Annotated in this window: 19 protein-coding genes and 3 tRNA genes; 14 read left to right on the top strand and 8 right to left on the bottom strand. The window is 67.0% G+C overall.

The window, feature by feature from the left end; all coding sequences use genetic code 11:
• Positions 1–119: 119 nt before the first annotated feature.
• Positions 120–1676 (bottom strand): glutamine-hydrolyzing GMP synthase, encoded by a 1557-nt coding sequence (gene guaA / locus XINFAN_RS18265; protein WP_124088300.1) that lies wholly within the window; start codon positions 1674–1676, stop codon positions 120–122.
• A 634-nt stretch (positions 1677–2310) separates the two neighbouring features.
• Positions 2311–2386: transfer RNA gene (locus XINFAN_RS18260), tRNA-Val, on the bottom strand.
• A 143-nt stretch (positions 2387–2529) separates the two neighbouring features.
• Between XINFAN_RS18260 and XINFAN_RS18255 the strand changes: the two genes are divergently transcribed.
• The 3 genes from XINFAN_RS18255 to XINFAN_RS18245 all read left to right on the top strand — a co-directional run bounded on the left by XINFAN_RS18255 (position 2530) and on the right by XINFAN_RS18245 (position 3750).
• The gene (locus XINFAN_RS18255) at positions 2530–3468 is read left to right on the top strand and encodes a pirin family protein (protein ID WP_124088299.1); all 939 of its coding nucleotides are present in this window, start codon (positions 2530–2532) and stop codon (positions 3466–3468) included.
• Between the two features lie 99 nt (positions 3469–3567).
• A tRNA-Asp gene (locus XINFAN_RS18250) sits at positions 3568–3644 on the top strand.
• Between the two features lie 29 nt (positions 3645–3673).
• Positions 3674–3750 (top strand) — tRNA-Asp (locus XINFAN_RS18245).
• A 290-nt stretch (positions 3751–4040) separates the two neighbouring features.
• On the opposite strand, the gene XINFAN_RS18240 is transcribed toward XINFAN_RS18245, so the two are convergent.
• Entirely contained in the window at positions 4041–4487 is a 447-nt protein-coding gene (locus XINFAN_RS18240) for a GNAT family N-acetyltransferase (protein WP_124088298.1), read from the bottom strand.
• The gene (locus XINFAN_RS18235; protein WP_124088297.1) at positions 4484–5881 is read right to left on the bottom strand and encodes a M20/M25/M40 family metallo-hydrolase; all 1398 of its coding nucleotides are present in this window, start codon (positions 5879–5881) and stop codon (positions 4484–4486) included. Before XINFAN_RS18235 ends, XINFAN_RS18240 begins: the two co-directional genes overlap by 4 nt.
• A gap of 112 nt (positions 5882–5993) precedes the next feature.
• Between XINFAN_RS18235 and XINFAN_RS18230 the strand changes: the two genes are divergently transcribed.
• From XINFAN_RS18230 to ispG, 4 genes are all read left to right on the top strand, one after another.
• A complete protein-coding gene (locus XINFAN_RS18230) occupies positions 5994–6389 on the top strand; it encodes a hypothetical protein (protein WP_124088296.1) in 396 nt (131 codons plus the stop codon).
• Between the two features lie 130 nt (positions 6390–6519).
• The gene (hemA, locus tag XINFAN_RS18225; RefSeq protein WP_124088295.1) at positions 6520–7749 is read left to right on the top strand and encodes a 5-aminolevulinate synthase; all 1230 of its coding nucleotides are present in this window, start codon (positions 6520–6522) and stop codon (positions 7747–7749) included.
• 115 nt (positions 7750–7864) lie between these two features.
• Entirely contained in the window at positions 7865–9067 is a 1203-nt protein-coding gene (locus XINFAN_RS18220) for a helix-turn-helix domain-containing protein (protein WP_199286462.1), read from the top strand.
• A 94-nt stretch (positions 9068–9161) separates the two neighbouring features.
• Entirely contained in the window at positions 9162–10286 is a 1125-nt protein-coding gene (gene ispG / locus XINFAN_RS18215; RefSeq protein WP_124088293.1) for a flavodoxin-dependent (E)-4-hydroxy-3-methylbut-2-enyl-diphosphate synthase, read from the top strand.
• Between the two features lie 153 nt (positions 10287–10439).
• On the opposite strand, the gene XINFAN_RS18210 is transcribed toward ispG, so the two are convergent.
• The gene (locus tag XINFAN_RS18210) at positions 10440–11183 is read right to left on the bottom strand and encodes a DsbA family protein (RefSeq protein ID WP_124088292.1); all 744 of its coding nucleotides are present in this window, start codon (positions 11181–11183) and stop codon (positions 10440–10442) included.
• A gap of 85 nt (positions 11184–11268) precedes the next feature.
• Between XINFAN_RS18210 and XINFAN_RS18205 the strand changes: the two genes are divergently transcribed.
• The 6 genes from XINFAN_RS18205 (at position 11269) to XINFAN_RS18180 (ending at position 19389) form a co-directional block, all read left to right on the top strand.
• Entirely contained in the window at positions 11269–12420 is a 1152-nt protein-coding gene (locus XINFAN_RS18205; RefSeq protein ID WP_124088291.1) for a pyridoxal phosphate-dependent aminotransferase, read from the top strand.
• Between the two features lie 54 nt (positions 12421–12474).
• Complete coding sequence (locus XINFAN_RS18200; RefSeq protein WP_124088290.1) at positions 12475–13677, top strand: N-acetylmuramoyl-L-alanine amidase; 1203 nt, start codon at positions 12475–12477, stop codon at positions 13675–13677.
• 202 nt (positions 13678–13879) lie between these two features.
• On the top strand, positions 13880–16435 hold the full coding sequence (locus tag XINFAN_RS18195) for a penicillin-binding protein 1A (protein WP_124088289.1): 2556 nt from the start codon (positions 13880–13882) through the stop codon (positions 16433–16435).
• An 81-nt stretch (positions 16436–16516) separates the two neighbouring features.
• Positions 16517–17638: a peptide chain release factor 2 gene (gene prfB, locus XINFAN_RS18190; protein ID WP_124088288.1), complete on the top strand. Its 1122-nt coding sequence runs from the start codon at positions 16517–16519 to the stop codon at positions 17636–17638.
• A 465-nt stretch (positions 17639–18103) separates the two neighbouring features.
• Positions 18104–18895 (top strand): DUF2189 domain-containing protein, encoded by a 792-nt coding sequence (locus XINFAN_RS18185; protein ID WP_124088287.1) that lies wholly within the window; start codon positions 18104–18106, stop codon positions 18893–18895.
• On the top strand, positions 18892–19389 hold the full coding sequence (locus tag XINFAN_RS18180; protein WP_124088286.1) for a GNAT family N-acetyltransferase: 498 nt from the start codon (positions 18892–18894) through the stop codon (positions 19387–19389). The genes XINFAN_RS18185 and XINFAN_RS18180 overlap by 4 nt, the downstream gene beginning before the upstream one ends.
• Before the next feature lie 64 nt (positions 19390–19453).
• On the opposite strand, the gene XINFAN_RS18175 is transcribed toward XINFAN_RS18180, so the two are convergent.
• From XINFAN_RS18175 to XINFAN_RS18165, 3 genes are all read right to left on the bottom strand, one after another.
• A complete protein-coding gene (locus XINFAN_RS18175) occupies positions 19454–19960 on the bottom strand; it encodes a bactofilin family protein (RefSeq protein WP_124088285.1) in 507 nt (168 codons plus the stop codon).
• Entirely contained in the window at positions 19950–21290 is a 1341-nt protein-coding gene (locus XINFAN_RS18170; protein ID WP_124088284.1) for a M23 family metallopeptidase, read from the bottom strand. Before XINFAN_RS18170 ends, XINFAN_RS18175 begins: the two co-directional genes overlap by 11 nt.
• Before the next feature lie 691 nt (positions 21291–21981).
• Positions 21982–22455, bottom strand: coding sequence for a peroxiredoxin (locus XINFAN_RS18165; protein ID WP_124088283.1), 474 nt, complete (start codon positions 22453–22455; stop codon positions 21982–21984).
• A gap of 114 nt (positions 22456–22569) precedes the next feature.
• Here XINFAN_RS18165 and XINFAN_RS18160 point away from each other — a divergent pair, with 114 nt between their 5' ends.
• The gene (locus XINFAN_RS18160) at positions 22570–25176 is read left to right on the top strand and encodes a hypothetical protein (RefSeq protein WP_124088282.1); all 2607 of its coding nucleotides are present in this window, start codon (positions 22570–22572) and stop codon (positions 25174–25176) included.
• The last annotated feature ends 40 nt before the right edge of the window (positions 25177–25216 follow it).

Raw genomic sequence — 25216 nt, 5'->3', positions numbered from 1 at the left:
AAAGAGGGATCGGTTTGCTCATGGGGCCAACCTAACCCCCGGACTCACAAACATGAATCCGTAGGTCACAGGGATAGCGCAACAAAGCCGGTTATCGGCGACCTTCGGATGGGCCCGAATTATTCCAGCTCGATCGTGCCCGGCGGTTTCGAGGTCACATCGTAGAACACCCGGTTCACGCCACGCACTTCGTTGATGATGCGGGTCATCGTCTCGCCGAGGAATTCATGGGTGAACGGGTAGGTGTCGGCGGTCATGCCGTCCACCGAGGTGACCGCGCGCAGCCCCACGGCATAGTCGTAGGTGCGCCCGTCGCCCATCACCCCCACGGTGCGCATCGGCAGGATCGCGGCGAAAGCCTGCCAGATCTCGTCGTAAAGCCCGTGTTTGCGGATCTGGTCGATATAGACCGCATCGGCCTCGCGCAGGATGGCGAGCTTCTCGCGGGTGATCTCGCCCGGGCAGCGGATGGCGAGGCCGGGGCCGGGGAAGGGGTGGCGGCCGATGAACGACTGCGGCAGGCCGAGTTCGCGGCCCAGAGCGCGCACCTCGTCCTTGAACAATTCGCGCAGGGGCTCGACCAGTTTCAGCCCCATCTTCTCGGGCAGGCCGCCGACATTGTGGTGCGATTTGATGGTGACCGAGGGGCCGCCCGAGAAGGACACGCTCTCGATCACATCGGGATAGAGCGTGCCCTGGGCGAGAAATTCCGCGCCCTCGATCCGGTTCGCGTATTTCTGGAACACGTCGATGAACAGCCGGCCGATGGTCTTGCGCTTCACTTCCGGGTCGGAGACCCCTTCCAGCGCGCCGAGGAACAGGTCGGACTCGTCCGCCGCGATCAGCTTGATGTTGTAATTGTCGCGGAACATGGCGACGACCTCGGTCGCCTCGTTCTTCCTGAGAAGCCCGTGGTCGACGAAAACGCAGGTGAGCTGATCGCCGATCGCCTCATGGATCAGGATCGCCGCGACCGAGGAATCCACCCCGCCCGACAGACCGCAGATCACCTGTTTGTCGCCGACCTGATCGCGGATCTGCTGAATGGCCTGCTCGCGGTAGCCCGCCATCGTCCAGTCGCCGGTGAAACCGGCCAGACGGATGAAATTCTCGTAGAGTTTCGCGCCCTTCGGGGTGTGATGCACCTCGGGGTGGAACTGCACCGCGAAAAAGCGCCGCCCGGGGTCGGCTGTGATCGCGAAAGGCGCGCCGGGCGAGGTGCCGTAGACCTGAAAGCCCGGGGCGATTTTCGAGACGTGATCGCCGTGCGACATCCAGACCTGCTCGTTCCCGGCGGCGAACCAGCCGTCGAGCAGCGGCAGCCGGTCATCCGAGGGCGAGACGAAGGCGCGGCCGAATTCGGCGGTGCCATGGCCCGATTCCACCAGCCCCCCAAGCTGCTGCATCATGGTCTGCTGGCCGTAGCAGATCCCCAGCACCGGGACGCCGAGGCTCCACAGGCTTTCGGGCGCGCGGGGGCTGCCCTCGCGGGTGACCGAATCCGGCCCGCCCGAGAGGATCACCGCGCGTGGCGCGAAGGCCCTGAGGAAGGCATCGTCCACCCGGTTGTAGGGGTGGATCTCGCAATAGACGTTCAGCTCTCGCAGGCGGCGCGCGATGAGTTGCGTCACCTGGGAGCCGAAGTCGATGATGAGAAGGCGCTGATGCTGGGTCATGGCTCCGCTTAGGCTGGCCCCGGCAAAATCGCAAGGGGGAGAAAGGACGCCGCGGCACGCCGCGCGGCCTGTTTGCGCCCCCGTCCGGTGGCGGCCGCAGGATCCCCGGATTTGCCCCTTTTGCGAACCTCGCGAGACATAGAACGGCAAACTGCAACACGCCATTGAACTGTAACGGCTCTCAGAAACCCCCGGGCCGGGCCGGCAGGCCATCCCGACGTGAACCACATATGCTGGCGGGAAGGCCGGACTACGCCAGGCGGGCGTGCCCGAGTTCCTGGCCACCTTTGGAGAGAGGAGGGGCAACAACGCGGTGTTTCTGCCGCGGTGGGTGTTCGCGGGACCTGCCTGCCGCTCGGCTTGCGCGGTCCGGTGTTGAAGCTGCACCACCGCGCCCCGCAGCAGTTTCAGGACCTGCCGCCAATCACCGCCCAAAGCGGCGCGCAGTTCGGTTTTCCCTAAAGCCTTCCGAAGGTCTTTTGGGACCACGAGTCGGGCGAAACAGCGCCCCTCACGGTCCGCAAGCTGCCGAACCTTGCCTGCCATTACAGCCCCGTTTGTAACGTGAGTTGTAACAGTGAAGTGCGAAAAGCCCTTGATATGCAGGTGGTTTTAACGATCTCAACGGATCAGGTGGTGGGTGGTGAGGGACTCGAACCCCCGACATTCTCGGTGTAAACGAGACGCTCTACCAACTGAGCTAACCACCCCCGCCGCGCGGCCTAACCCGGTCCGGGGTCGGGCGCAAGGGTGCTCTGTCTGTGCGCAGGTGAACAGCACTCCCGCCGCCCGCAAGGGCTGAAATCCTGGCCGCGCGCGCCTATTCTCCTCTCATAGCGCCAGGAGAACTGCCATGAGCTGGAACCCCGCCCTCGACCCTTCGATCCCGATCGGCGATCAGGTCGATTCCATCGAGACCGTCATCGTACCCCGCGCCCGCGATCTGGGCGGGTTCGAGGTGCGCCGCGCGCTCCCCTCGGTCGAGCGTCAGATGGTCGGCCCCTTCATCTTCTTCGACCAGATGGGCCCGGCCGAGTTCCTGACCGGCGAGGGGATCGACGTGCGCCCGCACCCCCATATCGGGCTGGGCACGGTGACGTATCTGATGAAAGGGCGTCTCCATCACCGCGATTCCCTCGGCACCGATCAGTGGATCGAGCCCGGGGCGGTGAACTGGATGCTGGCGGGGCAGGGCATCACCCATTCCGAACGCACGGATGGCGCGGCGCGGCGCGCACCGTTGTCGATGTTCGGCCTGCAAACCTGGCTCGCGGTGCCGAAAGCCCGCGAGGATGATGCCGCCGGTTTCGTCCATATCGGCAAGGCCGAACTGCCAGAGCTGGAAGGCGAGGGCAAACAGGTGCGCCTGATCCTCGGCCAGGCCTGGGGGGAACGGATGGCGCTCGATATGCCGTCCGAGGTGTTCTACGCCGATGCGGTGCTGGCCCCGGGCGCGGCGATTCCGCTGCCCGACGACCACGAGGACCGCGGCGTCTATGTGCTGACGGGCGAGGTTACGACCGGGGGCCAGAGGTTCGAAGCCGGCCGGATGCTGGTCTTCCGCCCCGGCGACCAGGTGTCGGTGAAGGCCGGCGCGGAAGGCGCGCGGATCATGCTTCTGGGCGGCGCCACGATGGACGGGCCGCGCTATATCTGGTGGAATTTCGTGGCCTCGTCGAAAGAGCGGATCGAGGCGGCGAAAGAGGCCTGGCGCGCGGGAGACTGGGCGCATGGCCGCTTCCGCCTGCCGCCGGGGGACGAGGCCGAATTCATCCCCGCGCCCGAACGCTGAGGCGATGTGAAAAATCGTGACAACGGCGCTTGACGCCGCCGGAGACCCCAGGTATCTGTCCCCCACGCCCGGACCAGCCGGGAAGCAAGAGACCACAGCGCGGTTGTAGCTCAGTCGGTTAGAGTACCGGCCTGTCACGCCGGGGGTCGCGGGTTCGAGCCCCGTCAACCGCGCCACTTGCTCCATTCTGGTCTGACGCGTCAGCGCGGTTGTAGCTCAGTCGGTTAGAGTACCGGCCTGTCACGCCGGGGGTCGCGGGTTCGAGCCCCGTCAACCGCGCCATTTCTTCCTCTCGCATCGCAGATGATATAGCCGGATCTGGCTGTTTCGATCAAAAGGAAGATGCAGCTTCCTCCTTATGGAAATACCGCCGCCGGAGACATCAGTCGCCGCCGGCCCGAAGCTTTCCGCGCAATGGCCGCAAGGCTTTTCATCTTGCCGCGAAGATCCCCGCCGGAAGCATCGGCACCCGTCCTAAAGCGCCTCGATCAGGCCGAAAAGGCCCGGTTTTCCGCAACCGATAGCCCTTTCATCCTGACCCAAATACCCCCGCCGGAGGCGTCCGCCGCCGGTCAGAGGCGCAGGCGGTAGCGCACATGTCCGTCGCTTTCGACATAACTGTCGTAAAGCGCGCGGGCGCGGGCGTTGGTTTCCTGGGTGTGCCAGTAGAGCCGGTTCCAGCCCTTTTCCCGACCCAGAGCGATCAGATCGTCGATCAGCGCCCGGCCCAGGCCCTGGCCGCGCGCGGCTTCCGCCACGCAGAGATCCTCCAGATAGCAATCCTCGCCGATCACCCAGGTCGAGCCATGGGTCAGATGCAGCGCGAAGCCGAGAATCTGATCCCCCGCCACCGCGACCCGGCCGTGCAGGTGCGCCGCAGGATCCATCAGCCGCGCCCAGGTATGGGCGGTGACCTCGGGCGCCAGATCCACCTGGTAGTAGTCGAGATATTCCTGCCAGACCCGGCGCCAGCCGGCCTCGTCCGCCGCCGTCAGGTCGCGGAGGGTGACGGCGCTCATACCAGCCGCTCCAGCACCCGGGCCCAGCTTCTGATCCCCTTGTGGAAGCTCTGAACGTCGTATTTCTCGTTCGGCGAATGGATCGCGTCGTCGTCATTGGCGAAGCCGATCAGCATCGCGTCCATGCCGAGGATGGTCTTGAAAAATCCGGCGATCGGGATCGAGCCGCCCATGCCGACGATCACCGCCTCGCGGTTCCATTCGTCCGACAGAGCCTGGCGTGCAGCCTCGAATTCCGGGCGGTCGGTTTTCATCACCGCGGCAGGCGAGCCTTCGAGGTTGTTGTCCCAGGTCACGCGCGCGTCCTTCGGCAGCCGGGCCTCGACATGGGCGCGCACTTTGCGGCGCAGATCGTCGGGGTCCATGTCGCCCACCAGCCGGCAGGTGATCTTGCAATGCGCCTCGGCCGGGATCACGGTTTTCGACCCCGCGCCCTGGTAGCCGCCCCAAAGGCCGTTGATCTCCAGCGTCGGCCGCGCCCATTGCTGTTCCAGCGTGGAATAGCCCGCCTCGCCATGGGCGCGGGTGAAGCCGACCGAGCCCAGATAATCCGCCTCGTCGAAGCCGCAGCTTTCCCACTGGCGCTTCAGATCTGCGGGCACCTCATGGACGCCCGCGTAGAAGCCTTCCACCGCGACGCGGCCCTGATCGTCGTGGAAGCTCGCGACGAGTTTCGAGATCTCGCGCAGGGGGTTCAGCGCCGGGCCGCCGTAATGGCCGGAATGCAGGTCGATCTTCGGCCCGTGCAGGGTGAATTCGTCCTTGAGCATCCCCCTGAGTTGTCCCGCGATCGAAGGCACGCCCGGCGAAACCATCGAAGTGTCGCAGATCAGCGCCAGATCCGCGGTCAACTCGCCCGCATTGTCGCGCATGAAGGGAATCAGCGAGGGCGAGCCGGATTCCTCCTCGCCTTCCAGGAAGATGGTGATCCGGCAGGGCAGGGTGCCATGCACCGCCTTCCAGGCGCGGCAGGCCTCGATGAAGGTCATAAGCTGGCCCTTGTCATCGGACGAGCCCCGGCCGCGGATCACATCGCCCTTCGCGGTCGCCTCGATCACCGGATCGAACGGATCGCGGTGCCAGAGGTTCAGGGGATCGACCGGCTGCACGTCGTAATGGCCGTAGAACAACAGATGCCGCTCGCCGGTCCCGCCATGCGCCACCACCATCGGATGGCCCGGGGTGGGGCGGCTTTCCGCGGTGAAGCCCAGAGATTTCAGATCCGCAACCAGCCAGTCGGCGGCGCGGGCGCAATCCGCCTTCCAGGCCGGATCGGTCGAGATCGAGGGGATCCTGAGCAGTTCCATCAGCCGGTCCAGCGCCGCGGGCAGCGCCGCGTCGATCCCCGCAAGCACCGCTTCCAGCCCGGTTTTGCCTGTCGCCTCGCCGCTCATCCCACTCTCCTGTCTGTGATCGCCGCGCCAAGGTAACAGGCGCGAAACCACTGTCCAGAGCCCGCCGGATCGGCTATGGCGCGGGAAAGCGGAGTTCAGAGGAAGATCGCCGATGCGGGTTGCGGTTTTTGCGGGAATGGCGGCGCTGGCCGCGGCGGTGCCGGCGCTGGCCGATATCGCGGTCGAGACGAAACTCAACGGCAAGTCCGAGGTCACGCTGCATCTGCACCCCTTCCTGAGCGAAGAGGAGCTGACGCTGCTGCGCATGGTGCAGACCAACGATCAGGCGCTGGCGATCTTCGTGCCCGGCAAGGCGGGGTTCGCGGCGCTGGCGGTCTCGCCCGACGACGGGTTCCTGAGGAACGGCCAGCCGGTGCCTTCGGCCATCGCTCTGGCCGATCTGCCCGATGCCGCCACCGCAGAGAAAGAGGCGCTGGCGGCCTGCGATGCCACGCGCAAGGGAAAAAATTCCTGCGTATTGGTTCTGACGGTGGCGCCGGGGGGCTGAGCGCGCTAAATCTGCATATGGGGCGTGACAATTCGCCCACTGTATTCGGGCCCACTGTTGATGCAGGTCAAGGTGGAGCGCAGCGATCCGCCGCATGGGTGGAGAGCAGCAAAGACGTGAGGACGGACCCATGAACTACGATGCCGCGCTTGATGCCGCCATTGGCAAATTGCACGAGGAAGGCCGCTACCGCACCTTCATCGACATCGAGCGGCGCAAGGGCCAGTTCCCTCATGCGGTCTGGACCCGCCCCGACGGGACCGAAAAAGAGATCACCGTCTGGTGCGGCAACGACTATCTGGGCATGGGCCAGCATCCCGAAGTGCTGGCGGCAATGCACGAGGCGCTGGATTCGACCGGCGCCGGTTCGGGCGGCACCCGCAACATCTCGGGCACGACCGTTTACCACAAGCGGCTGGAAACCGAGATCGCCGATCTGCACGGCAAAGAGGCCGCGCTGGTGTTTTCCTCGGCCTATATCGCCAATGACGCGACGCTGTCGACGCTGCGGGCGATCTTCCCCGGGCTGATCATCTATTCCGACGCGCTGAATCATGCCTCGATGATCGAAGGGATCCGGCGGGGCGGCGGCGAGAAGCGCATCTTCCGCCACAACGATCTGGCGCATCTGCGCGAGCTGCTGGCCGCAGACGACCCGGCGGCGCCGAAGATGATCGCCTTCGAGTCGATCTATTCGATGGACGGCGATTTCGGCCCGATCCGCGAGATCTGCGACATCGCCGAAGAATTCGGCGCGCTGACCTATCTGGATGAGGTTCACGCCGTCGGCATGTATGGCCCGCGCGGCGCCGGCGTGGCCGAGCGTGACCGCCAGATGCACCGGATCGACATCGTGAACGCCACGCTTGGAAAGGCGTTCGGGGTGTTCGGCGGCTATATTGCTGCATCTGCGAAGATGGTCGATGCCGTGCGTTCCTATGCGCCGGGCTTCATCTTCACCACCTCGATTCCGCCCGCCGTCGCCGCCGGCGCCGCCGCCGCGATCCGCTTCCTTAAGGGCGAGGGCGGCCGCGCCCTGCGCAAGAAGCACCAGGAACAGGCGAAGACGCTCAAGCTGCGGCTGCGCGGCCTTGGCCTGCCGATCATCGACCACGACACACATATTGTGCCCGTCCATGTGGGCGACCCCATCCATTGCAAGATGCTGTCCGACATGCTGCTGGACCAGTTCGGCATCTATGTCCAGCCGATCAATTTCCCCACCGTTCCTCGTGGAACCGAGCGGCTGCGCTTCACCCCCTCGCCGGTGCATGGCCCCGATGAGATCGACCGCCTGGTGAAGGCGATGGACAACCTCTGGCGGCATTGTGCGCTGAATCGTGCCGAAGCCTCGGCATAGGGTTTACTGCATGTGCAAAAGCCCTTGCCCTGTGCTAGCGTTGCCGCAATACAAATCGTCGTGAGTCGCACCAAAGACGACTCGGGATTACAGGCGCCAAGGGGACAGGGTTCGGATGATCGGCTGGAGGTCCAGACCTCAGGCAACGGAGGAAGAGAAGCCGAAGGGCTTCGACGACTTCGACTTGCGCTTGGGGGATCTGATGCGCGGCGAACGCGCCACGCTGGGGAAGTCGCTGCTCGACGTGCAGCGTGAACTGAAGATCAAGGCCACTTATATCGCCGCCATCGAAAACGCCGATGTCTCGGCCTTCGAGACTCCCGGTTTCGTCGCCGGCTATGTGCGCTCTTATGCCCGTTACCTGGGGATGGAACCGGATCAGGCGTTCCAGCGCTTTTGCCGCGAGGCGAATTTCGCCCCGGCGCATGGCATGTCGGCCCAGGCCGCGCCGCAGCGCGCCGCCCAGGCCCGCCCGCGCGCCGATTTCGCCGAGCCGCTGGCCAATCCGAATCTCGCCTTCGTTCCGCGTGGCGAAAGCTGGTTCTCAAAGATCGAGCCCGGCGCGGTCGGTTCGCTCGCGGTGCTGATCGCGCTGATCGGCGCCATCGGCTACGGCGGCTGGTCGATCCTGCAAGAGGTGCAGCGCGTGCAGCTTGCGCCGGTGGATCAGGCGCCGGAAGTGGTGGTCTCCATCGATCCGCTGGAGAACGAAAAGCCGGTGGCGGTGAGCGAGGCCCCGGCGCAGTCGGTGGCCGAGGCCGCCCAGGGCGCGGCCGAACCCGATCTGATGGACCGGCTCTACCGGCCGCAGGCTTTGGACGTGCCGGTCTATGTCTCGCGCAACGGCCCGATCGGCACCATCGACCCGCGCGCGGGCGCGGCGGCCGCCGCCGTGGTCGCCGAGGCCGGGGCTCAAGCTGCGGGCGATGCGATCCAGGTCACTGCCGAGCTCCGCCCCGGGGTCGAGATCCTCGCGGTGCGTCCGGCCTGGATGCGCGTCAGTTCCGCCGATGGCACGGTGCTGTTCGAGAAGATCCTCGACACCTGCGAAAGCTATCAGGTGCCCGCGCTGGAAGACGTGGCCTCGCTGCGCACCGGCAATTCCGGCGCGGTCTATTTCGTGGTCGGCGGCAAGACCTATGGTCCGGCTGCGCCCGGCGCGAATGTGGCCAGCAATATCGCGCTGTCACCCGATGCGGTGACCGCCAGCTTCGCCGAGGCCGATCTGGCGAAGGATCGCGATCTGGCCCGGATCATGACCGCCGATGCCTCGGGCGGGGTGCCGGACCTGGCGGCAAGCTGCGCGGTTACACAATAACACGTCAACACCACCGGGCTTTGGCCCGGCGGCGGTTGCCGCGCGGGGCGGGCGGGGTTAGATATCGGCTCCGACAGCTTTCGGAGCATGGGCCATGAGTCTGAACCCGATCCGCCCCTGGCGGAACATCGAGCGGCGGAAAAGCCGCATGATCATGGTCGGCAATGTGCCGGTCGGGGGCGATGCACCGATCACGGTGCAGACTATGACCAACACCATCACCTCTGATGTGCGCGCCACGGTCGATCAGGTGCAGCGCGCCGCAGATGCGGGGGCGGATATCGTCCGCGTCTCTACCCCCGATGTGGAAAGCACCCGCGCGCTGCGCGAGATCGTGCGCGAAAGCCCGGTGCCGATCGTCGCGGACATCCATTTCCACTACAAGCGCGCCATCGAGGCCGCCGAGGCGGGCGCGGCCTGCCTGCGCATCAACCCCGGCAATATCGGCGACGAGAAGCGGGTGGCCGAGGTGGTGCGGGCGGCGAAGGACCACGGCTGCTCGATCCGCATCGGGGTGAATGCCGGCAGCCTGGAGCGGCATCTGCTGGAGAAATACGGCGAGCCCTGCCCGGATGCGATGGTGGAATCCGGCCTCGACCATATCCGCATCCTGCAAGATCACGATTTCCACGAGTTCAAGATCTCGGTGAAGGCCTCGGACGTGTTCCTTGCCGCTGCCGCCTATCAGCAACTGGCGCTGGCGACTGATGCGCCGATTCACCTCGGCATCACCGAGGCGGGCGGGCTGATGGCGGGCACGGTGAAATCGGCCATCGGGCTCGGCAGCCTGCTCTGGTTCGGGATCGGCGATACGATCCGGGTCTCGCTTTCCGCCGATCCGGTCGAAGAGGTGCGCGTCGGCTACGAGATCCTGAAATCGCTCGGCCTGCGCACCCGCGGCGTGCAGATCATCTCCTGCCCGTCCTGTGCGCGCCAGGGCTTCGACGTGATCAAAACCGTCGAGAAGCTGGAAAAGCGGCTGGAGCATATCAAGACGCCGATGAGCCTGTCGATCATCGGCTGCGTGGTGAACGGCCCGGGCGAGGCGCTGATGACCGATATCGGTTTCACCGGCGGCGGCGCGGGGAACGGCATGGTCTATATGGCGGGCAAACAGAGCCACCGCATGTCGAACGAGCAGATGATCGACCATATCGTCGAACTGGTCGAAAAGCGCGCGGGCGAGATCGAGACCGAGGTCGCGAAGGCGGCGGAATAGCGCGGCGAAGCGCAATCTTTCAAAGATTGCGCGCCGGTTTCTTCGAAGAAACCGGCCCGGATCCTTTGAAGGATCCGGGGACAGGCCCACCCGGTGGCGGGCGGCAAATTTTTTCGAAAAAATTTGCAAGATCCCTGGAAGGATCTTGTTTCTTCAGCCCTCGCGCTGGCGCAGGACGATCTGGCGCATGCCGTCGAGCGGCACATAGCCGCGCACCATCGCCTCGTCGATCACGAAGGTGGGCGTGCCGTTGATCTGCATCGTCTCGGCCAGCGCATAGGTCTCGTCGATCATCGCCTGGACCTCGGGCGCCTCCATCTGCACGAGGATCCCGGCCGGATCGTGGCCAAGCTGGCCGGCCAGCCGCGACAGGCTTTCGATCGTCATGTCGCCGCGCATCGCGAACAGGGCGTCATGCGCCGCCTTGTAGGCCGCATCGCCGTGCAGCATCCTGACCGAGATCGCGAATTTCGCCGCCAGCACCGATTGCTCGCCCAGGACGGGGAATTCCTTCAGCACGAAGCGGATGTTGCCGTCCGAGGCGACCAGTTCCTCGACCTCCTGGAATGCCTTGTGGCAATAGCCGCAGCGGTAATCCATGAACTCGACCACGGTGATATCGCCCGCGAGATTGCCGCCGGCCCAGTCGTTCGGGTTGTTGAAGATCGTCTCGCGGTTCTCGGCCAGCATCAAGAGATCCTGCTCGGCCGCCGCCTTGTCCTCGCGGGTTTGCAGCACCTTCATCGCGTCGATGATGACTTCGGGATTTTCCAGCAGATAATCGCGCACCGCCTCGCCGAAGGCGGCCCGTTCGGCCTCGGTCATGTCGGTCAGCCCCTCGGCCAGCGCGGGAAACGGGGCCGAAAGCGCGGCAGCGAGGGTGAGGGCGAGACGCATGGTAATCCTTCCGGGTTGACCTCTGGTGGCGGCCCGGGCACGAGGGCCGGGCGCGGCGCATGGCGCGGACTGTAAGGGGCAGGCGATGGACAGATCAAGTCGGGGATCGCGGCGCGGCGAAGTCGATCCCTTCATTGTGATGGATGTCATGGAACGCGCCCGTGCGCTGGAAGCGGCGGGGCGCAGCGTGATCCATATGGAGGTGGGCCAGCCCGGCACGCCGGCGCCGCTGGCCGCGCGGCAGGCGCTGGCGGCGGCGCTGGACCAGCCGCTCGGCTATACCGTCGCGCTCGGCCTGCCCGAGCTGCGCCAGGGCATCGCCCGGCTTTACGCGCGCTGGTATGGGATTGACCTCGATCCGGCGCGGGTGGTGGTGACGCAGGGCTCGTCGGGGGCGTTCCTTCTGGCCTTCACCGCGCTTTTCGACGCGGGTGCCCGGGTGGGGCTGGGCGAGCCGGGCTATCCGAGCTACCGCCAGATCCTGCGCGCCCTGTCGCTTACACCGGTGGGGATCGCGGCGCGGGAGGAGAACCGCTTCCAGCCGGTGCCCGCCGATCTGGAGGAGCTCGATCTCGACGGGCTGATCGTGGCCTCGCCCGGCAATCCGACCGGCACCATGCTGGATCATGCGGCGCTTGCCGCGCTGATCGGCGCGGCGGAGGCGCGCGGCATTCCTTTCGTCTCGGACGAGATCTATCACGGGCTGCATTACGAGGCCCGCGCCGTCTCGGCGCTGGAAATCTCGGATGCGCCCTGGGTGATCAACTCTTTCTCGAAATATTTCTCGATGACCGGCTGGCGCATCGGCTGGATGGTGGTGCCCGAAACCCAGATCCGCCGGGTCGAGCGGCTGGCGCAAAACATGTTCATCTGCCCGCCGCATGCCAGCCAGATCGCGGCGCTGGCCGCGCTGGATTGCACCGAAGAGCTTGAGGCGAACCGCACCGTCTATGCGACCAACCGGCGGCTGATGCTCGACGGCCTTGCGCAAGCCGGGTTCACCCGGATCGCGCCGCCGGACGGGGCGTTCTACATCTATGCCGATGTCTCGGATCTGACCGATGACAGCCTTGCCTTTGCCAGCGAGATCCTGGAGTGCGCCGGGGTGGCGGTGACGCCGGGGGTGGATTTTGATCCGCAGCGCGGGCGGCGCTTCCTGCGGTTTTCCTATGCGCGTTCGACCCCGGATATCGCCGAAGGGATCGTGCGGCTGAAAGCCTTCATGGCGGCGCGGTGAGTGGACTTGGCGTCCATGATCGGGGATAGTCGCGGCGCGCAAAGGGGGCGGAAGATGTGGCAGTTCCGGGTCGTTCTGGCGGTGATCCTCGGCCTTTTCCTGCATGGCCCGGCCCGGGCCGAGGGGCTTTCGGCGCTGGCGCGGCTGGATCCGGCGGCCTCTTCGGTCAGCGCGGGGGAAAGCGCGGTCACGCTTGATCTGGCGATCAGCCAGCCGGTGCCCTGGCGGGTGCGGATGCTGGACGATCCGCCGCGGATGATCCTTGACGCGCGCGAGGTGGAGTGGACCGGGCTGAACCGGCTGGCGCCGGGCGGGCCGGTGCGCGATCTGCGCGCGGGCGTGTTCCGCGCGGGCTGGTCGCGGCTGGTGATCGTGCTGGACGGACCGTGGATGATCACCCGTTCCGAGATGCGCACCGGCGACGAGACCCGGATCTCGATAAGGCTGGAGCGCAGTTCTGAGCAGCATTTCGCGCGGCTTGCGGGCCAGCCCGAGCCTCTGGAATGGTCGCTGCCCCCGGCCGCCGATCTGCCCGCGCCGGTGCCGCGCGGCCAGGGGCCGGTGGTGGTGGTGATCGACCCTGGCCATGGCGGCATCGACCCCGGCGCCGAGCGCGACGGCCACCGGGAGGCCGATCTGATGCTGGCCTTCGCGCGCGAATTGAAGGAGCTCTTATTGCGCGACGGCCGTTTCAGCGTGGTGCTGACCCGGGAAGAGGATGTCTTCGTGCCGCTTGAGACCCGGATCTCGGTGGCCCGTGCCGCCGGGGCGCATGTGTTTCTCTCGCTGCATGCCGATGCCCTGGCCGAGGGCGAGGCCCATGGCGCGACGCTCTATACCCTGTCGGACGAGGCGACCGATGCCGCGGCGGCGGCTTTGGCCGAGCGCCACGAGCGCGACGATCTGCTGGCCGGGATCGACCTTTCCGCCCAGGACGATCTGGTCGCCACCGTGCTGATGGATATGGCGCGGACCGAGACCAAGCCGCGCACCGACCGGCTTGCGCTGGCACTGGAAACCGCGATCAAGGCGGCGGAATTGCGCATGCACCGCAAGCCGCGCCAGGAGGGCGGGTTCTCGGTGCTGAAATCGCCGGATATTCCCTCGGTGCTGCTGGAGCTGGGGTTTCTGTCGTCTTCGCGCGATCTGAAGCGGCTGACCGATCCCGACTGGCGCGCGCGGATGGCGGCGGCCCTGCGGGACGGGCTGGTGGCCTGGGCCGACGAGGATCTGGCGATCCGGGCCCTGCGCGACTGACGGGCGCGCGGGGGGCGGCCGGGCAAGGGGGGCCAGCCCCCCGTCCCCGTTCCGGGGACTCCCCCCGGGATATTTTCAGACAGAAAATGAGCAGGCGGCGAAAGCGGGGAAACCGCCTGCGCGCGCAGAGGTGATGGCCAGGGTTTTGACCGGGAGAGGCGTCTGATATAGGGAAGGCCTGCATCATCCAGGGAAAGCGACAGTGCTGCGATTCATCGGCTCGTTCCTCGGGGCCATTTTCACCGCGGTGACGCTGGGCATCTTCTTCGGTGCCCTGACCGTCGGCGCGATCTTCTGGATGTATTCGCGCGATCTGCCCAGCCATGAGACGCTGGCGAAATACACCCCCGCCACCATCAGCCGGATCTATTCCGGCGAGGGGAGGATCCTCGACGAATTCGCCGAGGAGCGCCGGCTGTTCGTCTCGGCCGAGGATATTCCCGATCTGGTCAAGGCGGCCTTCGTCTCGGCCGAGGACAAGAATTTCTTCACTCATGAGGGCTATGACGCCGGCGGCATGATGGCCGCCTTCCGCGAGGCCATCGTCAGCCGCGGCCAGGACATGCGCGGCGCCTCGACCATCACCCAGCAGGTGGCGAAGAACATGCTGCTCGACGGCACCCGCAAGGGTGCGGCCGGGGTCGAGCGCAAGATCAAGGAGATCATCCTCGCCACGCGGCTTGAGGAAACGCTGTCCAAGGACCGCATCCTTGAAATCTACATGAACGAGATCTTCCTCGGGCAGAATTCCTATGGCGTGGCCGCCGCCGCCCAGACCTATTTCAACAAATCGCTGACCGAGCTGGAGCCACATGAGGCGGCGATGCTGGCGGCGATGCCCCAGGCCCCGGGCCGCTACCATCCGGTGACCGCGAAGCAGCGGGTGACCGACCGGCGCAATTACGTGCTGCGCGAGATGTGGGACAACGGCTATATCGACGAGGCGACCTGGCTGGCCGAGCGCGAAAAGCCGCTGCGCTCGGTGCAGAACGGCGATTTCCAGTCTTTCCGCGAGGAACTGCCGGGGCGGACCTATTTCACGGAAGAGGTCTCGCGCCAGCTTTCGCGCAACTTCGGCCGCGAGGAGTTCTTCAAGGGCGGGCTGACGATCCGCGCCACCATCGACCCGGAATTGCAGGCCGAGGCCGAGCGCGCCCTGCGCGTGGCGCTGGAAAAATACGACCGCGGCATCGGCGTCTGGCGCGGCACCGGCAAGGAGATCCCGGCCGACCAGCTGGCGCGCGAGGAGGACTGGCGGCTCGCGCTGGCCGGGACGGACGTGCCGCGCGACATCGACGGCTGGTATCCGGCGGTGGTTCTGTCGCTTGGTGAAGGCTCGGCCCGGATCGGGATCGAGGATGTACCGGAGCAGGGCGAAATCCCCGCCGAGGACGTGAAATGGGCGCGCAAACGTCTGCCTGACGGCAAGCTCGGCAGGAAGGCCGCCCGCGCCTCGGATCTGGTCGATGTGGGCGATGTGGTGCTGGTGCGCCGGATGACCAAAGACAGCGACGGCAGTTTCATCCGCTGGACGCTCCGCCAGGTGCCCGAAGTGCAGGGTGCCTTCATGGCGATGGACGTGAATACCGGGCGGGTGCTCGCCATGCAGGGCGGGTTTTCCTACCAGTATTCGGTGTTCAACCGCGCCACCCAGGCCGAGCGCCAGCCGGGGTCGAGCTTCAAGCCCTTCGTCTATGCCGCCGCGCTGGACAGCGGTTTCACCCCGGCGACGATCGTCGTCGATGCGCCGATCGAGATCCAGACCCCCCAGGGGCTGTGGACGCCGAAGAACGCCTCGAACAAATTCTACGGGCCGACGCCCTTGCGCACCGGGATCGAGCAGAGCCGCAACCTGATGACGATCCGCCTCGCGCAGGAAATCGGCATGGAGACGGTTGCCGCCTATGCCGAGCGTTTCGGCGTCTACGACCGGCTGGCGCCGCATCTGGCGAACAGCCTCGGCGCCCAGGAAACCACGCTTTACAAGATGGTCGCGGCCTATGCGATGTTCGCGAACGGCGGCGAGCGGGTCGAGCCCACGCTGGTCGACCGGGTGCAGGACCGCTACGGCCGCACCATCTACCGCCACGACCACCGGGTCTGCGAGACCTGCGGCGCGGGCGAGCTCCCGCGCGGCGACGGGGTGAAGATCACCGCCAACCGCGAGCGGGTGATGGACCCGATCACCGCCTATCAGCTGACCTCGATGATGGAGGGCGTGGTGATCCGCGGCTCGGGCTCGGGCGTCAATCTGCCGGTGCCGGTGGCGGGCAAGACCGGGACCACCAACGACGCGAAAGATGTCTGGTTCATCGGCTATACCTCGAACATCGTCGCCGGCTGCTACATCGGTTTCGACCAGCCGCGCACGCTGGGGTCTTCGGCCTATGGCGGCACGCTCTGCGTTCCGGTGTTCCAGGATTTCATGAAAGAGGTGGTCAAGAAATACGGCGGCAGCAAGTTCCGGGTGCCGCCGGGCGGTTATTTCGTCAAGATCGACCGTTTCACCGGCGCGCGCCTGCCCGACGACGCCAGCGGCGCCCATGTGGTGGCGGAGTATTTCCGCGAGGGCGAGGATCCGATCTTCGGCATGGGCGCGCTGGTCGACGGCGGGTTCGAGATGGGCCAGAACCTGCCGCTGTTCGCCTATGGCGAGACCGAGAGCGGCTCGGCCTCGGTCACCACCGCCACCGGCGAGACCAGGGTCATCCCCGGCAAGGCCGATTTCGGCACGGTTTCCTCGGGCGGGCTCTACTGAGCCGCCCGCGAGACCGCGCCCGCTCTTGCCCGAAGCCCGGGCAGCGGATATGAGGCCCATCGACGCTGAAAAAGGTGAACCATGCGCGCCGAGACGCAAGCTCAAGTCGAACAGATCCGCAAATCGCTGGCCCTCCTGGCGCAGCGCCTGGATTGGGAGACGGCGCCGCACCGGCTCGAAGAGTTCAACGCGCTGATCGAACAGCCCGATCTGTGGAACGACCCGGCCCGCGCGCAAAAGCTGATGCGCGAGCGGCAGTCGCTGATGGATGCGGTGAACGGCTACAAGCTGATCGACGCCGGGCTGAACGACAACATCGGCCTGATCGAACTGGGCGAGGCCGAGGGCGAGGAGGCGCTGGTCCAGGAGGCCGAAGCGGCGATCCGGGCGCTGGTGGAAACCGCGGCGCAGAAAGAGCTTGAGGCGCTTCTGAACGGCGAGGCCGACGGCAACGACACCTTCCTTGAGATCAACGCGGGCGCGGGCGGCACCGAAAGCCAGGACTGGGCCGAGATGCTGGCGCGGATGTATACCCGCTGGGCGGAACGGCGTGGCTTCACCGTCGAGATGCTCTCGGAAGAGGCGGGGCAGGAGGCCGGGATCAAATCGGTCGCCTACAAGATTTCCGGCCACAACGCCTATGGCTGGCTGAAGACCGAAAGCGGTGTGCACCGCCTCGTGCGGATCTCGCCTTTCGGCTCGGGCGACAAGCGGCAGACCTCGTTCGCATCGGTCTGGGTCTATCCGGTCGTTGACGACAATATCGAGATCGACATCCAGGACAAGGACATCCGCATCGACACGTTCCGCTCCTCGGGGGCGGGCGGTCAGCACGTCAACAAGACCGACTCGGCGGTGCGGATCACCCACTTCCCGACCGGGATCGTGGTGACCTCCTCGCTGAAATCGCAGCATCAGAACCGCGAGATCGCGATGAATGCGCTGAAGGCCCGGCTCTACCAGATGGAGCTGGACAAGCGCTCTGCCGCGATCAACGAGGCGCATGATGCCAAAGGGGATGCGGGCTGGGGCAACCAGATCCGGTCCTATGTGTTGCAGCCCTATCAGATGGTGAAAGACCTGCGCACCAGCTTTGAGACCTCGGACACGCAAGGGGTGCTCGACGGCGATCTTGACGCCTTCATGGCGGCGACGCTGGCTTTGGACATGGCCGGGAAGAGCCGCGCCGACGCCGAGGGCTGAGCCGGGCTTAAGACCGGGCCGCGTCCCGGGCTTTGGCTGCTCCGGCCGCCCGAACCCGCTGCTTCGTCCCGCCGGACGTGACCACCTGGGCATGGTGAGAATCCCGGCCGGGTTCAGCGCGGCCGCGACCCGGGGCGGCGTATCGGCCTTGCCCTGCGAGTCACAGGGCACCTGCGCGAAGGGCTGCCGGGCCAGGTGATCCGGCCCCGGAACGGTGGCGACGGCGCAATCGACGCCCGCTTCCTCAAGCAGCCTGCGGAGCCTGAGGTTGCGCACGTAGCCGCGCGGGGGCGCAGGTCCGGCCGTCACGCCTTCGGCCATGATGGATCTCCTTCTCCTGCGCGAGGATTACAGCATCCTTCGGCCCTCATCCTGAGAACGCCCCAAATCCTGCCCGCAAGTTACATCTTTGCCAAAAGCATATCCGGCATTTAGCTTATCCCCCGCATGAGGGAGGACTGCCGGATGACCACTGCCATGGCGCAGACGAACGCGAAACCCGAGCCCCTGCTGGTCGATATGGCGGATCTGCGCGAGGTGCTGGTCGCGGGCTGGCGCGATTTCTGCCGCGCGCCCGGATACGGGCTGTTCTTCGCGCTGATCTGGGTGCTGGGCGGCTGGCTGGTGGTCTGGGCCGTCACCACCCGGGGCCAGATCTGGTGGACCTTTCCCGCCGCCGCCGGTTTCCCGATCCTGGGGCCGTTCATCGCCTGCGGGCTCTACGAGGTCAGCCGGCGGCTGGAGGCGGGCGAGAGACTGGTCCCGCGCGAGGTGCTGGGGGCGGTGTTTCGCCAGAAGGACGGCCAGATCCCCTCGATGGCGGCGATGATCGTGTTCTATTTCCTGTTCTGGAACTTCTTCGCCCATATGACTTTCGCCTTGTTCATGGGGAATGTCACCATGACCAATGTCTCGCAATCGCCGGAGATCTTCCTGACCCCCGCGGGGCTCAGCCTGCTGGCCTTCGGCACGCTCACCGGGGCTTTGATCGCGGGGCTGCTGTTCGCGCTGACGGTGGTCAGCCTGCCGATGCTGCTCGATCGCGACGTGGATTACATCACCGCGATGCTGGCGAGCCTGACGCTGGTGCGGGCAAGCCCGGGGCCGATGCTGGCCTGGGGCGCGCTGATCGCGGCGCTGTTGTTTCTGGCCATGCTGCCGGGTTTTCTGGGCCTGTTTCTGGTGCTGCCGCTGTTCGGCCATGCCAGCTGGCACCTCTATCGCCGGGTGATCGACTGGCCGGATACGCCCGCATGAGGATCCGCGCGGAAACTCCGGCGGACATCCCGGCGATCCGCCGGATCACCGAAGCCGCCTTCGCGGGCGCGGAACACAGTTCCGGCACCGAGGCGCGGATCATCGATGCCCTGCGCGAAAGCGGGCGGCTGAGCCTGTCGCTGGTTGCCGAAGCCGGGGACCGGATCACCGGCCATGCCGCCTTCTCGCCGGTCGAGGTGGGCGGACGGGACTGCGGCTGGTTCGGTCTCGGCCCGGTTTCGGTGGCGCCCGGACAGCAACGCCGGGGGATCGGGGCGGCGCTGATCCGCGAGGGGCTGGAGGAGCTGCGGGCGCGCGGTGCGGCGGGCTGCGTGGTGCTGGGCGCGCCGGGCTATTACCGCCGCTTCGGTTTCACCCAGGCCCCGGGCCTGATCTTCCCGGGCGTCCCGGCGGAATATTTCCTGGGGCTGGCGCTCTCTGGCCCCATCCCGGAGGGTGACGTGCGCTATCACCCCGCCTTTTACCAGGACTGAGCGCCGGAAACGAAACGGCCCCCCGGGAACCGGAGGGCCGTCTGTCTGTCGGAAATACTTGCGATCAGGACGCTTCGACCGCCGGGGCGGGCCCGGATGCGGGCAGGGGCGGCGCGGTGGGGCGGCCCTGCGCGAGCGGATCTTCCTGGCGCTGGACCGAGCCCTCGAAATGGGCGCCCGATTCGATGGCGATGGTCTTGTGGATGATGTCGCCCTCGACCCGGGCGGTCGAGGTCAGGCGGACCTTCAGCCCGCGCACCCGGCCGATGACGCGGCCGTTCACCACGATGTCGTCGGCGACGATCTCGCCGCGGATGGTGGCGCTTTCGCCCACGGTCAGAAGATGGGCGCGGATGTCACCCTCGACCGTGCCTTCGACCTGGATGTCGCCGGTGGTGCGCAGGTTGCCGACAACGGTAAGATCCGAGGACAGCACGGAAGCGACGGCCTTGCCTTTGGGGGCGGGGGGGGTGAAATCCATCGAGGGTTTCGACACAGGTGCCTCCGGTGCTTTGGCCTTGTCAGCCTCGGCCTTCTGGCCCGGCTCGTTGATACGGCTCTTAGAAAACATCTCTCGCTGCCTTTATGAAGGTCATCGGGTTGACGGGCGCGCCGCCGATGCGAACTTCGTAGTGAAGGTGAGTGCCGGTGGACCGGCCCGAATTGCCCATATCACCGATCCGGTCGCCGCGCGACACCTTTTGTCCCACCTCTACACGGATCTGTGACAAATGGGCGTAGCGGGTTTCCACCCCGAAGGCATGGCGGATCTTGATCAGACGGCCGTAACCCGACTGCCAGCCGGCATGAATCACCGTCCCGTCGGCGGTGGCGTAGATCGGCGTGCCATAGGCGCCGGCGAAATCCTGCCCCTCGTGCATCCGCCGCCCGGCGCCGAACGGATCGTTGCGCGAGCCGAAGCCCGAGGTCATCCGCACCCCGCCCGAAAGAATCGGATTGGCGAAGGGCGCCTTCCAGGCCGCCAGCCGGTAGAGGTCCATTTCCTCCATCCGCTTGAGGATGGCATTGGCGCGCAGTTCCGAAGAGCTCAGCGTGCCGCCCATGCTTGAGGCGCTGATCGGCGTCAGCGGCCCGCCCTGGCCGGAATAGCCCTTGCGCACGGTGGCGATCAGGTCGTTGGGGTTCATCCCGGCGGCGCGGAACATCTTCTCCAGCGGCTCGACCGAGACGGTGACCGCCTCTTCCAGTTTCGCAAAGATCGCGTCATGGCGCAGTTCCAGCGCGCGGCGTTCCTCCTGGACCAGCAGCAACTCCCCGCGCGCGGCTTCGGCCTCGGCGGAGCGCGAGTCGCGTTCGCGCGCGGTGGCGTCGAGCTTGCCGGTCAGATAGTCCAGCGTCGCCACCGTGTCGCGGATCCGGCCCATCTCGGTCGCGCCGCCGCCCTGTTCGCTGAGCGCCACCGTCAGCCGCGAAATCTCGGCCCGGGCCTCGTCGCGTTCGCGGATGGCGCGGCGCAGCGTGTTCTGGATCACGTCGATCCCGGTTTCCAGCTCGCGCCGGCGGTCTTCCGAGGCCAGCAGCATCCCCTGCATCGAGGACACCTGTTCCAGCGCCTGGTTGAACCGCTCCTGCGCCTGGAGCGCCTCGGTGGCGCGCAGATCGCGGTCGGCCGACAGCAGGGTCAGCCGTTCCTCGAACATGATGCCCTGGCGCAGGGTCTGTTCGCGCGCGGAACCGGCGCCGATCGACTGCATCATGAAAAGCGAGGTGGCGACGATGGTCCAGGCCAGACCGAGCGCACCGATCACCACGACCAGCGCCTGGGTCATGGGTTTGAGCCGCAGGTAGTGGGTGCCGTGATCGGATTTCAGATAGAGCCGCTGTTCAGGAAAGACCGTCTCAAGCGCGCTGTTGATCCGAATGGCAAGTCTCGTGAGCACTAAGGCGTTCCATTTCCGGGGCCCGGTTCGGCTGATCCCTGCAAGTGGTCCCCTCGGGGGCCGCCGTCAGGGGCGGGCGTTGACAGTCAGGCGCCCGGATGCGGGGAATAATGCGCGGGATGTGTCGCGCGCCCCCTGCGGGCAGACGGGCCCAGGCGGGGGCAGGGCCCCGCGAAAGGCTGGAACGTGATTAGCCGGGCCGCGCCATCGCCGCAACATTCCCGACGCCGCAGGCGCCGCCGGTTCCGTTTGCTTGCCGATGCCAGGCGGGATTTCGCCGATCCCTCTGCGGATTCAGCGGGTTCCTGTTCCGCGAACGGCCAGCAGAAGTCCGGCCGCGGCGCGTTTTCCCTCGTTGCAGGGCGGTTTCAGCCGGCCGTGGCAGTTGTGGTGCACCAGGGGGCTGATCCCGCCGTCGCGCCCGGACAGCCGGGCAGCACTGGGAGGCCGGCGTAACGGGCAATGATGTCGCGGCGCAGATCGACCGCGATCAGCCCGATATGGGCCAGAGGATGCAAAAGCGCTGATCATTGCCCGCGGGCTGCCGGGGCGGCAGTCAGCCGGGCGGGGCGCGTCCGTTGTGCCCGCTGGTGGGGGGAGGGACGCCCTTTCCGCGAATGTGTCCGGCATCGGCCTTCCCCAAATCTTTTGGAAAAGATTTGCAAATTTCTTCGAAGAAATTTGCGCCCGGTTACAACGCCCGCGCCGCTTCCAGCACCTCTTCGGCATGGCCCTTGACCGAGACCTTCGGCCAGGCGCGCGCGATCCTGCCCTCGCCGTCGATCAGGAAGGTGGCCCGGGTGATGCCCATATAGGTCTTGCCGTAATTCTTCTTCTCGCCCCAGACCCCGTAATCCTCGCAGGCGGTGCCCGCCTCGTCCGAGGCCAGCACGATCCCCAGCCCGTATTTACGGCAGAATTTCTCATGCGCGGCGGGGCTGTCCTTCGAGATGCCGATCACCGTGGCGCCGGCCGCGGCTAAATCTCCGGCAAGCCGGGTGAAATCCTGCGCTTCCAGCGTGCAGCCGGGGGTATCGGCACGCGGGTAGAAGTAGAGCACCACCTTGCCGGGGCGCAGCGCGGACAGGGTAACGGTGCCGCCGCCATCGCGCGGCAGGGTGAAATCGGGGGCGGCGGCGCCTGCGGTCAGGGGTTGGGCGGTCATGGGCGGCTCCTTGCTGCGGGGATAACGGCTCTTTGAGTTCTGGTTGTCTTCCCGCAAAGATAAAGGCAAGGGGCAGGCGGCGTTAAGACCCGCAAGAGGAAAGGCAAAACGGCCGTGAGCGAAGCGAGGCCAGAGCAGACGGAACCGCGGCGGGGGCCGCGTTTCCTCGTCAGCCGGGAAGAGCGCAGGCTGGCCCGCGCGGCCCGGCTGCGCCCGCGTCTCGGGCTGCGGCTGGTGCTGTTTCTGGTCGTGCTGGCGCTTGGCGTCGGCCTTGCGGGGCTTGTGCTGTCGGGGCGCAGTCTGCCGTTGCCGGTCTGGGCGGTCGCGATGATCGAGGACCGGCTGAACCGGGCGATCGGCGCCAGCCATCTGCCCGCGGGCACGGCGCTGTCGCTGGGCGCCGTCGAAGTTCAGTTCGAACGCGACCTTGCCCCCCGCATCCTTCTGCGCGACCTGCGGCTGACCGAGAGCGGCGGCCAGTCGCTGCTGGCGCTGCCGGAGATCCGGTTGGGGCTGGAACCCGCGCCCCTGCTGACCGGCACGGTGCGCCCGCGCGATCTGCGGCTGACCGGGGCGCGGATCGCCGTCGCCCGCGACGAAAGCGGACGGCTGGCGCTGAACATCGGCGGCATTTCGGGCGCGCCGCAGATGGGCACGCCCGCCGAGGTGCTGGATGCTCTGGACCGGATGTTTTCCACCGGCGCGCTGCAAAGCCTGGGGCTGATCGAGGTCCAGGGTCTGGCGCTTTCGGTCTCGGACGCCCGCGCGGGCCGGGTGTGGGAACTGGGCGACGGGCGGCTCGTGATCGAGAACCGCGAAGATGCGCTGGCCGGAGAGCTGTCCGTCAGCCAGCTTGGCGCCGGCGCCCAGGCCGGGATGCGGATCGAGACCTCGAAAGCCGACAGTTCGGCGAAGGTGAGCGTGACGGTCGATCGGGTGGCAGCGGGCGATCTGGCCGCCCAGGCGGTGCCGCTGGCCTTTCTCTCGGTCATCGACGCGCCGATCTCGGGCAGCCTGCATGGCGAGCTGGACGCGGACGGACGGCCCGGCAGTTTCTCGGGCGCGCTGACGCTGGAGGGCGGCGCGCTCGATGTCAGCGGCACCACGCCCGCGCTGACCCGGCCCTTGCAATTCGACAAGGCGGCGCTGGCTTTGCGCTACGATCCCGGCCGCCAGCGGGTGTTTCTCGACGAGGTGACGGTGGAAAGCCCGTCCCTGCGGCTGAAAGCCTCGGGCAGCGCCGATCTGATGACGGAAACGGGGGTGCCGGTCGCGCAAGGCGAGTTGCCGCAGGCGGTGGTGACGCAACTGGCCATCGGCGAGGTGATGGTCGATCCCGAGGGGCTGTTCGAGGCGCCGGTGCGGTTTTCCGGCGGCGCGGCCTCGTGGCGGCTCTGGCTCGATCCGTTCCGGGTCGAGATCGGCGAAGTGGTGCTGACCGAGGGCGACGAGCAGCTCCGGCTCAGCGGTCATGCCGCGGTCGCCCCGGGCGGCGGCTGGTCGGGGGCGGTGGATGTGGCGCTGAACCGGATCGGCACCGAGCGGCTGATCAGGCTATGGCCGCTGGCGGCGGTGCCGCGCACCCGGACCTGGCTTGCCGAGAATGTGGGGCAGGGCGAGCTGACCGATGTTGCCGCCGCTTTGCGCTTCACCGCCGGGGAAGAGCCACGTTTCGCGCTGGATTACGAGTTTTCCGGCGCCGAGGTGCGGGTGATCCGCAGCCTGCCGCCGGTGGCAAACGGCCACGGCCGGGCCGCGATCCAGGGCAACACCTATACCGTGGTGATCGAAGGCGGCGAGATCACCGCGCCCGAAGGCGGGCCGGACGGCGCGCGGGTGCGGGTCGACGGCTCTTTGTTCCGGGTGCCCGATATCACCAAAAAGCCCGCCGATGCCGAGGTGCGGCTGATCGTCGACGGCGGGCTGACCGCGATGCTTTCCCTGCTGGACCAGGAGCCGTTCCACTTCATCTCGAAGGCCGGGCGCGAGGTGGATCTGGGCGAGGGCCGCGCGCTTTTGCTGGCGGATCTGCGTTTTCCGCTGGTGCCGAAGGTGCAGACCGATCAGGTCGCCTATGACGTGACGGGGCGGATCCTCGGCTTCCGCTCGGACCGGCTGGTGGCGGGCAAGACCATCGAGAGCCCGGATCTGGCGGTGAAGGTCACGCGGGCGGGCATGACGCTTTCCGGCGCCGGAAGCATCGAGGGCGTGCCGGTCGTCGCGCGCTACGAGCAGTCCTTCGGGCGTGACACGGGCGGCGCGGCCAGGCTGCGCGGCACGGTGCGGCTGAGCGATGCGGGGCTGCGCAGGCTGGGCGTGCAACTGCCCGCGGGCTGGCTGTCGGGCGAGACCTCGGGCGATGTGGAATTGCGGCTGGCGAAGGGGAAACCGGCGGAACTGAGCCTCGTCAGCGATCTGAAGGGCGCTTCGCTGTCGGTGGAGCCGCTCGGCTGGAAGGGCACGGGCGGGAAACTCGCGCTTGATGCGGTGCTGGGGCCGCAGCCCGATGTCACCCGGCTCGACCTGACGGCATCCGGGCTGGAGGCGCGGGGAAGCCTGACGACCCGCCCGGGCGGCGGGCTCGACAAGGCGAATTTCTCGCGGCTGAAAGTGGGCGGCTGGCTCGACGCCACCGCCGAGATCACCGGCCGCGGCCCGGGCGCGGCCGGGGCCACCCCCGCCCCCCCCCCCCTGCCCCGCGCCCCCCGCGGGCGGGGCTAATCCCCAATTCGCCCCCGGCCGGGCGCCGATGTGGCAACTG

It is taken from the genome of Pseudogemmobacter humi (assembly GCF_900609055.1).
Taxonomy (GTDB): domain Bacteria; phylum Pseudomonadota; class Alphaproteobacteria; order Rhodobacterales; family Rhodobacteraceae; genus Pseudogemmobacter; species Pseudogemmobacter humi.
This window is presented reverse-complemented; position numbering and strand designations above follow the sequence as displayed.

What these genes read in the sequence shown, in the direction of transcription:
- guaA (WP_124088300.1), bottom strand. Translation starts at nt 1,676, where the DNA reads ATGACCCAGCATCAGCGCCTTCTCATCATCGACTTCGGCTCCCAGGTG.
- XINFAN_RS18255 (WP_124088299.1), top strand. Translation starts at nt 2,530, where the DNA reads ATGAGCTGGAACCCCGCCCTCGACCCTTCGATCCCGATCGGCGATCAG.
- XINFAN_RS18240 (WP_124088298.1), bottom strand. Translation starts at nt 4,487, where the DNA reads ATGAGCGCCGTCACCCTCCGCGACCTGACGGCGGCGGACGAGGCCGGC.
- XINFAN_RS18235 (WP_124088297.1), bottom strand. Translation starts at nt 5,881, where the DNA reads ATGAGCGGCGAGGCGACAGGCAAAACCGGGCTGGAAGCGGTGCTTGCG.
- XINFAN_RS18230 (WP_124088296.1), top strand. Translation starts at nt 5,994, where the DNA reads ATGCGGGTTGCGGTTTTTGCGGGAATGGCGGCGCTGGCCGCGGCGGTG.
- hemA (WP_124088295.1), top strand. Translation starts at nt 6,520, where the DNA reads ATGAACTACGATGCCGCGCTTGATGCCGCCATTGGCAAATTGCACGAG.
- XINFAN_RS18220 (WP_199286462.1), top strand. Translation starts at nt 7,865, where the DNA reads ATGATCGGCTGGAGGTCCAGACCTCAGGCAACGGAGGAAGAGAAGCCG.
- ispG (WP_124088293.1), top strand. Translation starts at nt 9,162, where the DNA reads ATGAGTCTGAACCCGATCCGCCCCTGGCGGAACATCGAGCGGCGGAAA.
- XINFAN_RS18210 (WP_124088292.1), bottom strand. Translation starts at nt 11,183, where the DNA reads ATGCGTCTCGCCCTCACCCTCGCTGCCGCGCTTTCGGCCCCGTTTCCC.
- XINFAN_RS18205 (WP_124088291.1), top strand. Translation starts at nt 11,269, where the DNA reads ATGGACAGATCAAGTCGGGGATCGCGGCGCGGCGAAGTCGATCCCTTC.
- XINFAN_RS18200 (WP_124088290.1), top strand. Translation starts at nt 12,475, where the DNA reads ATGTGGCAGTTCCGGGTCGTTCTGGCGGTGATCCTCGGCCTTTTCCTG.
- prfB (WP_124088288.1), top strand. Translation starts at nt 16,517, where the DNA reads ATGCGCGCCGAGACGCAAGCTCAAGTCGAACAGATCCGCAAATCGCTG.
- XINFAN_RS18185 (WP_124088287.1), top strand. Translation starts at nt 18,104, where the DNA reads ATGACCACTGCCATGGCGCAGACGAACGCGAAACCCGAGCCCCTGCTG.
- XINFAN_RS18180 (WP_124088286.1), top strand. Translation starts at nt 18,892, where the DNA reads ATGAGGATCCGCGCGGAAACTCCGGCGGACATCCCGGCGATCCGCCGG.
- XINFAN_RS18175 (WP_124088285.1), bottom strand. Translation starts at nt 19,960, where the DNA reads ATGTTTTCTAAGAGCCGTATCAACGAGCCGGGCCAGAAGGCCGAGGCT.
- XINFAN_RS18165 (WP_124088283.1), bottom strand. Translation starts at nt 22,455, where the DNA reads ATGACCGCCCAACCCCTGACCGCAGGCGCCGCCGCCCCCGATTTCACC.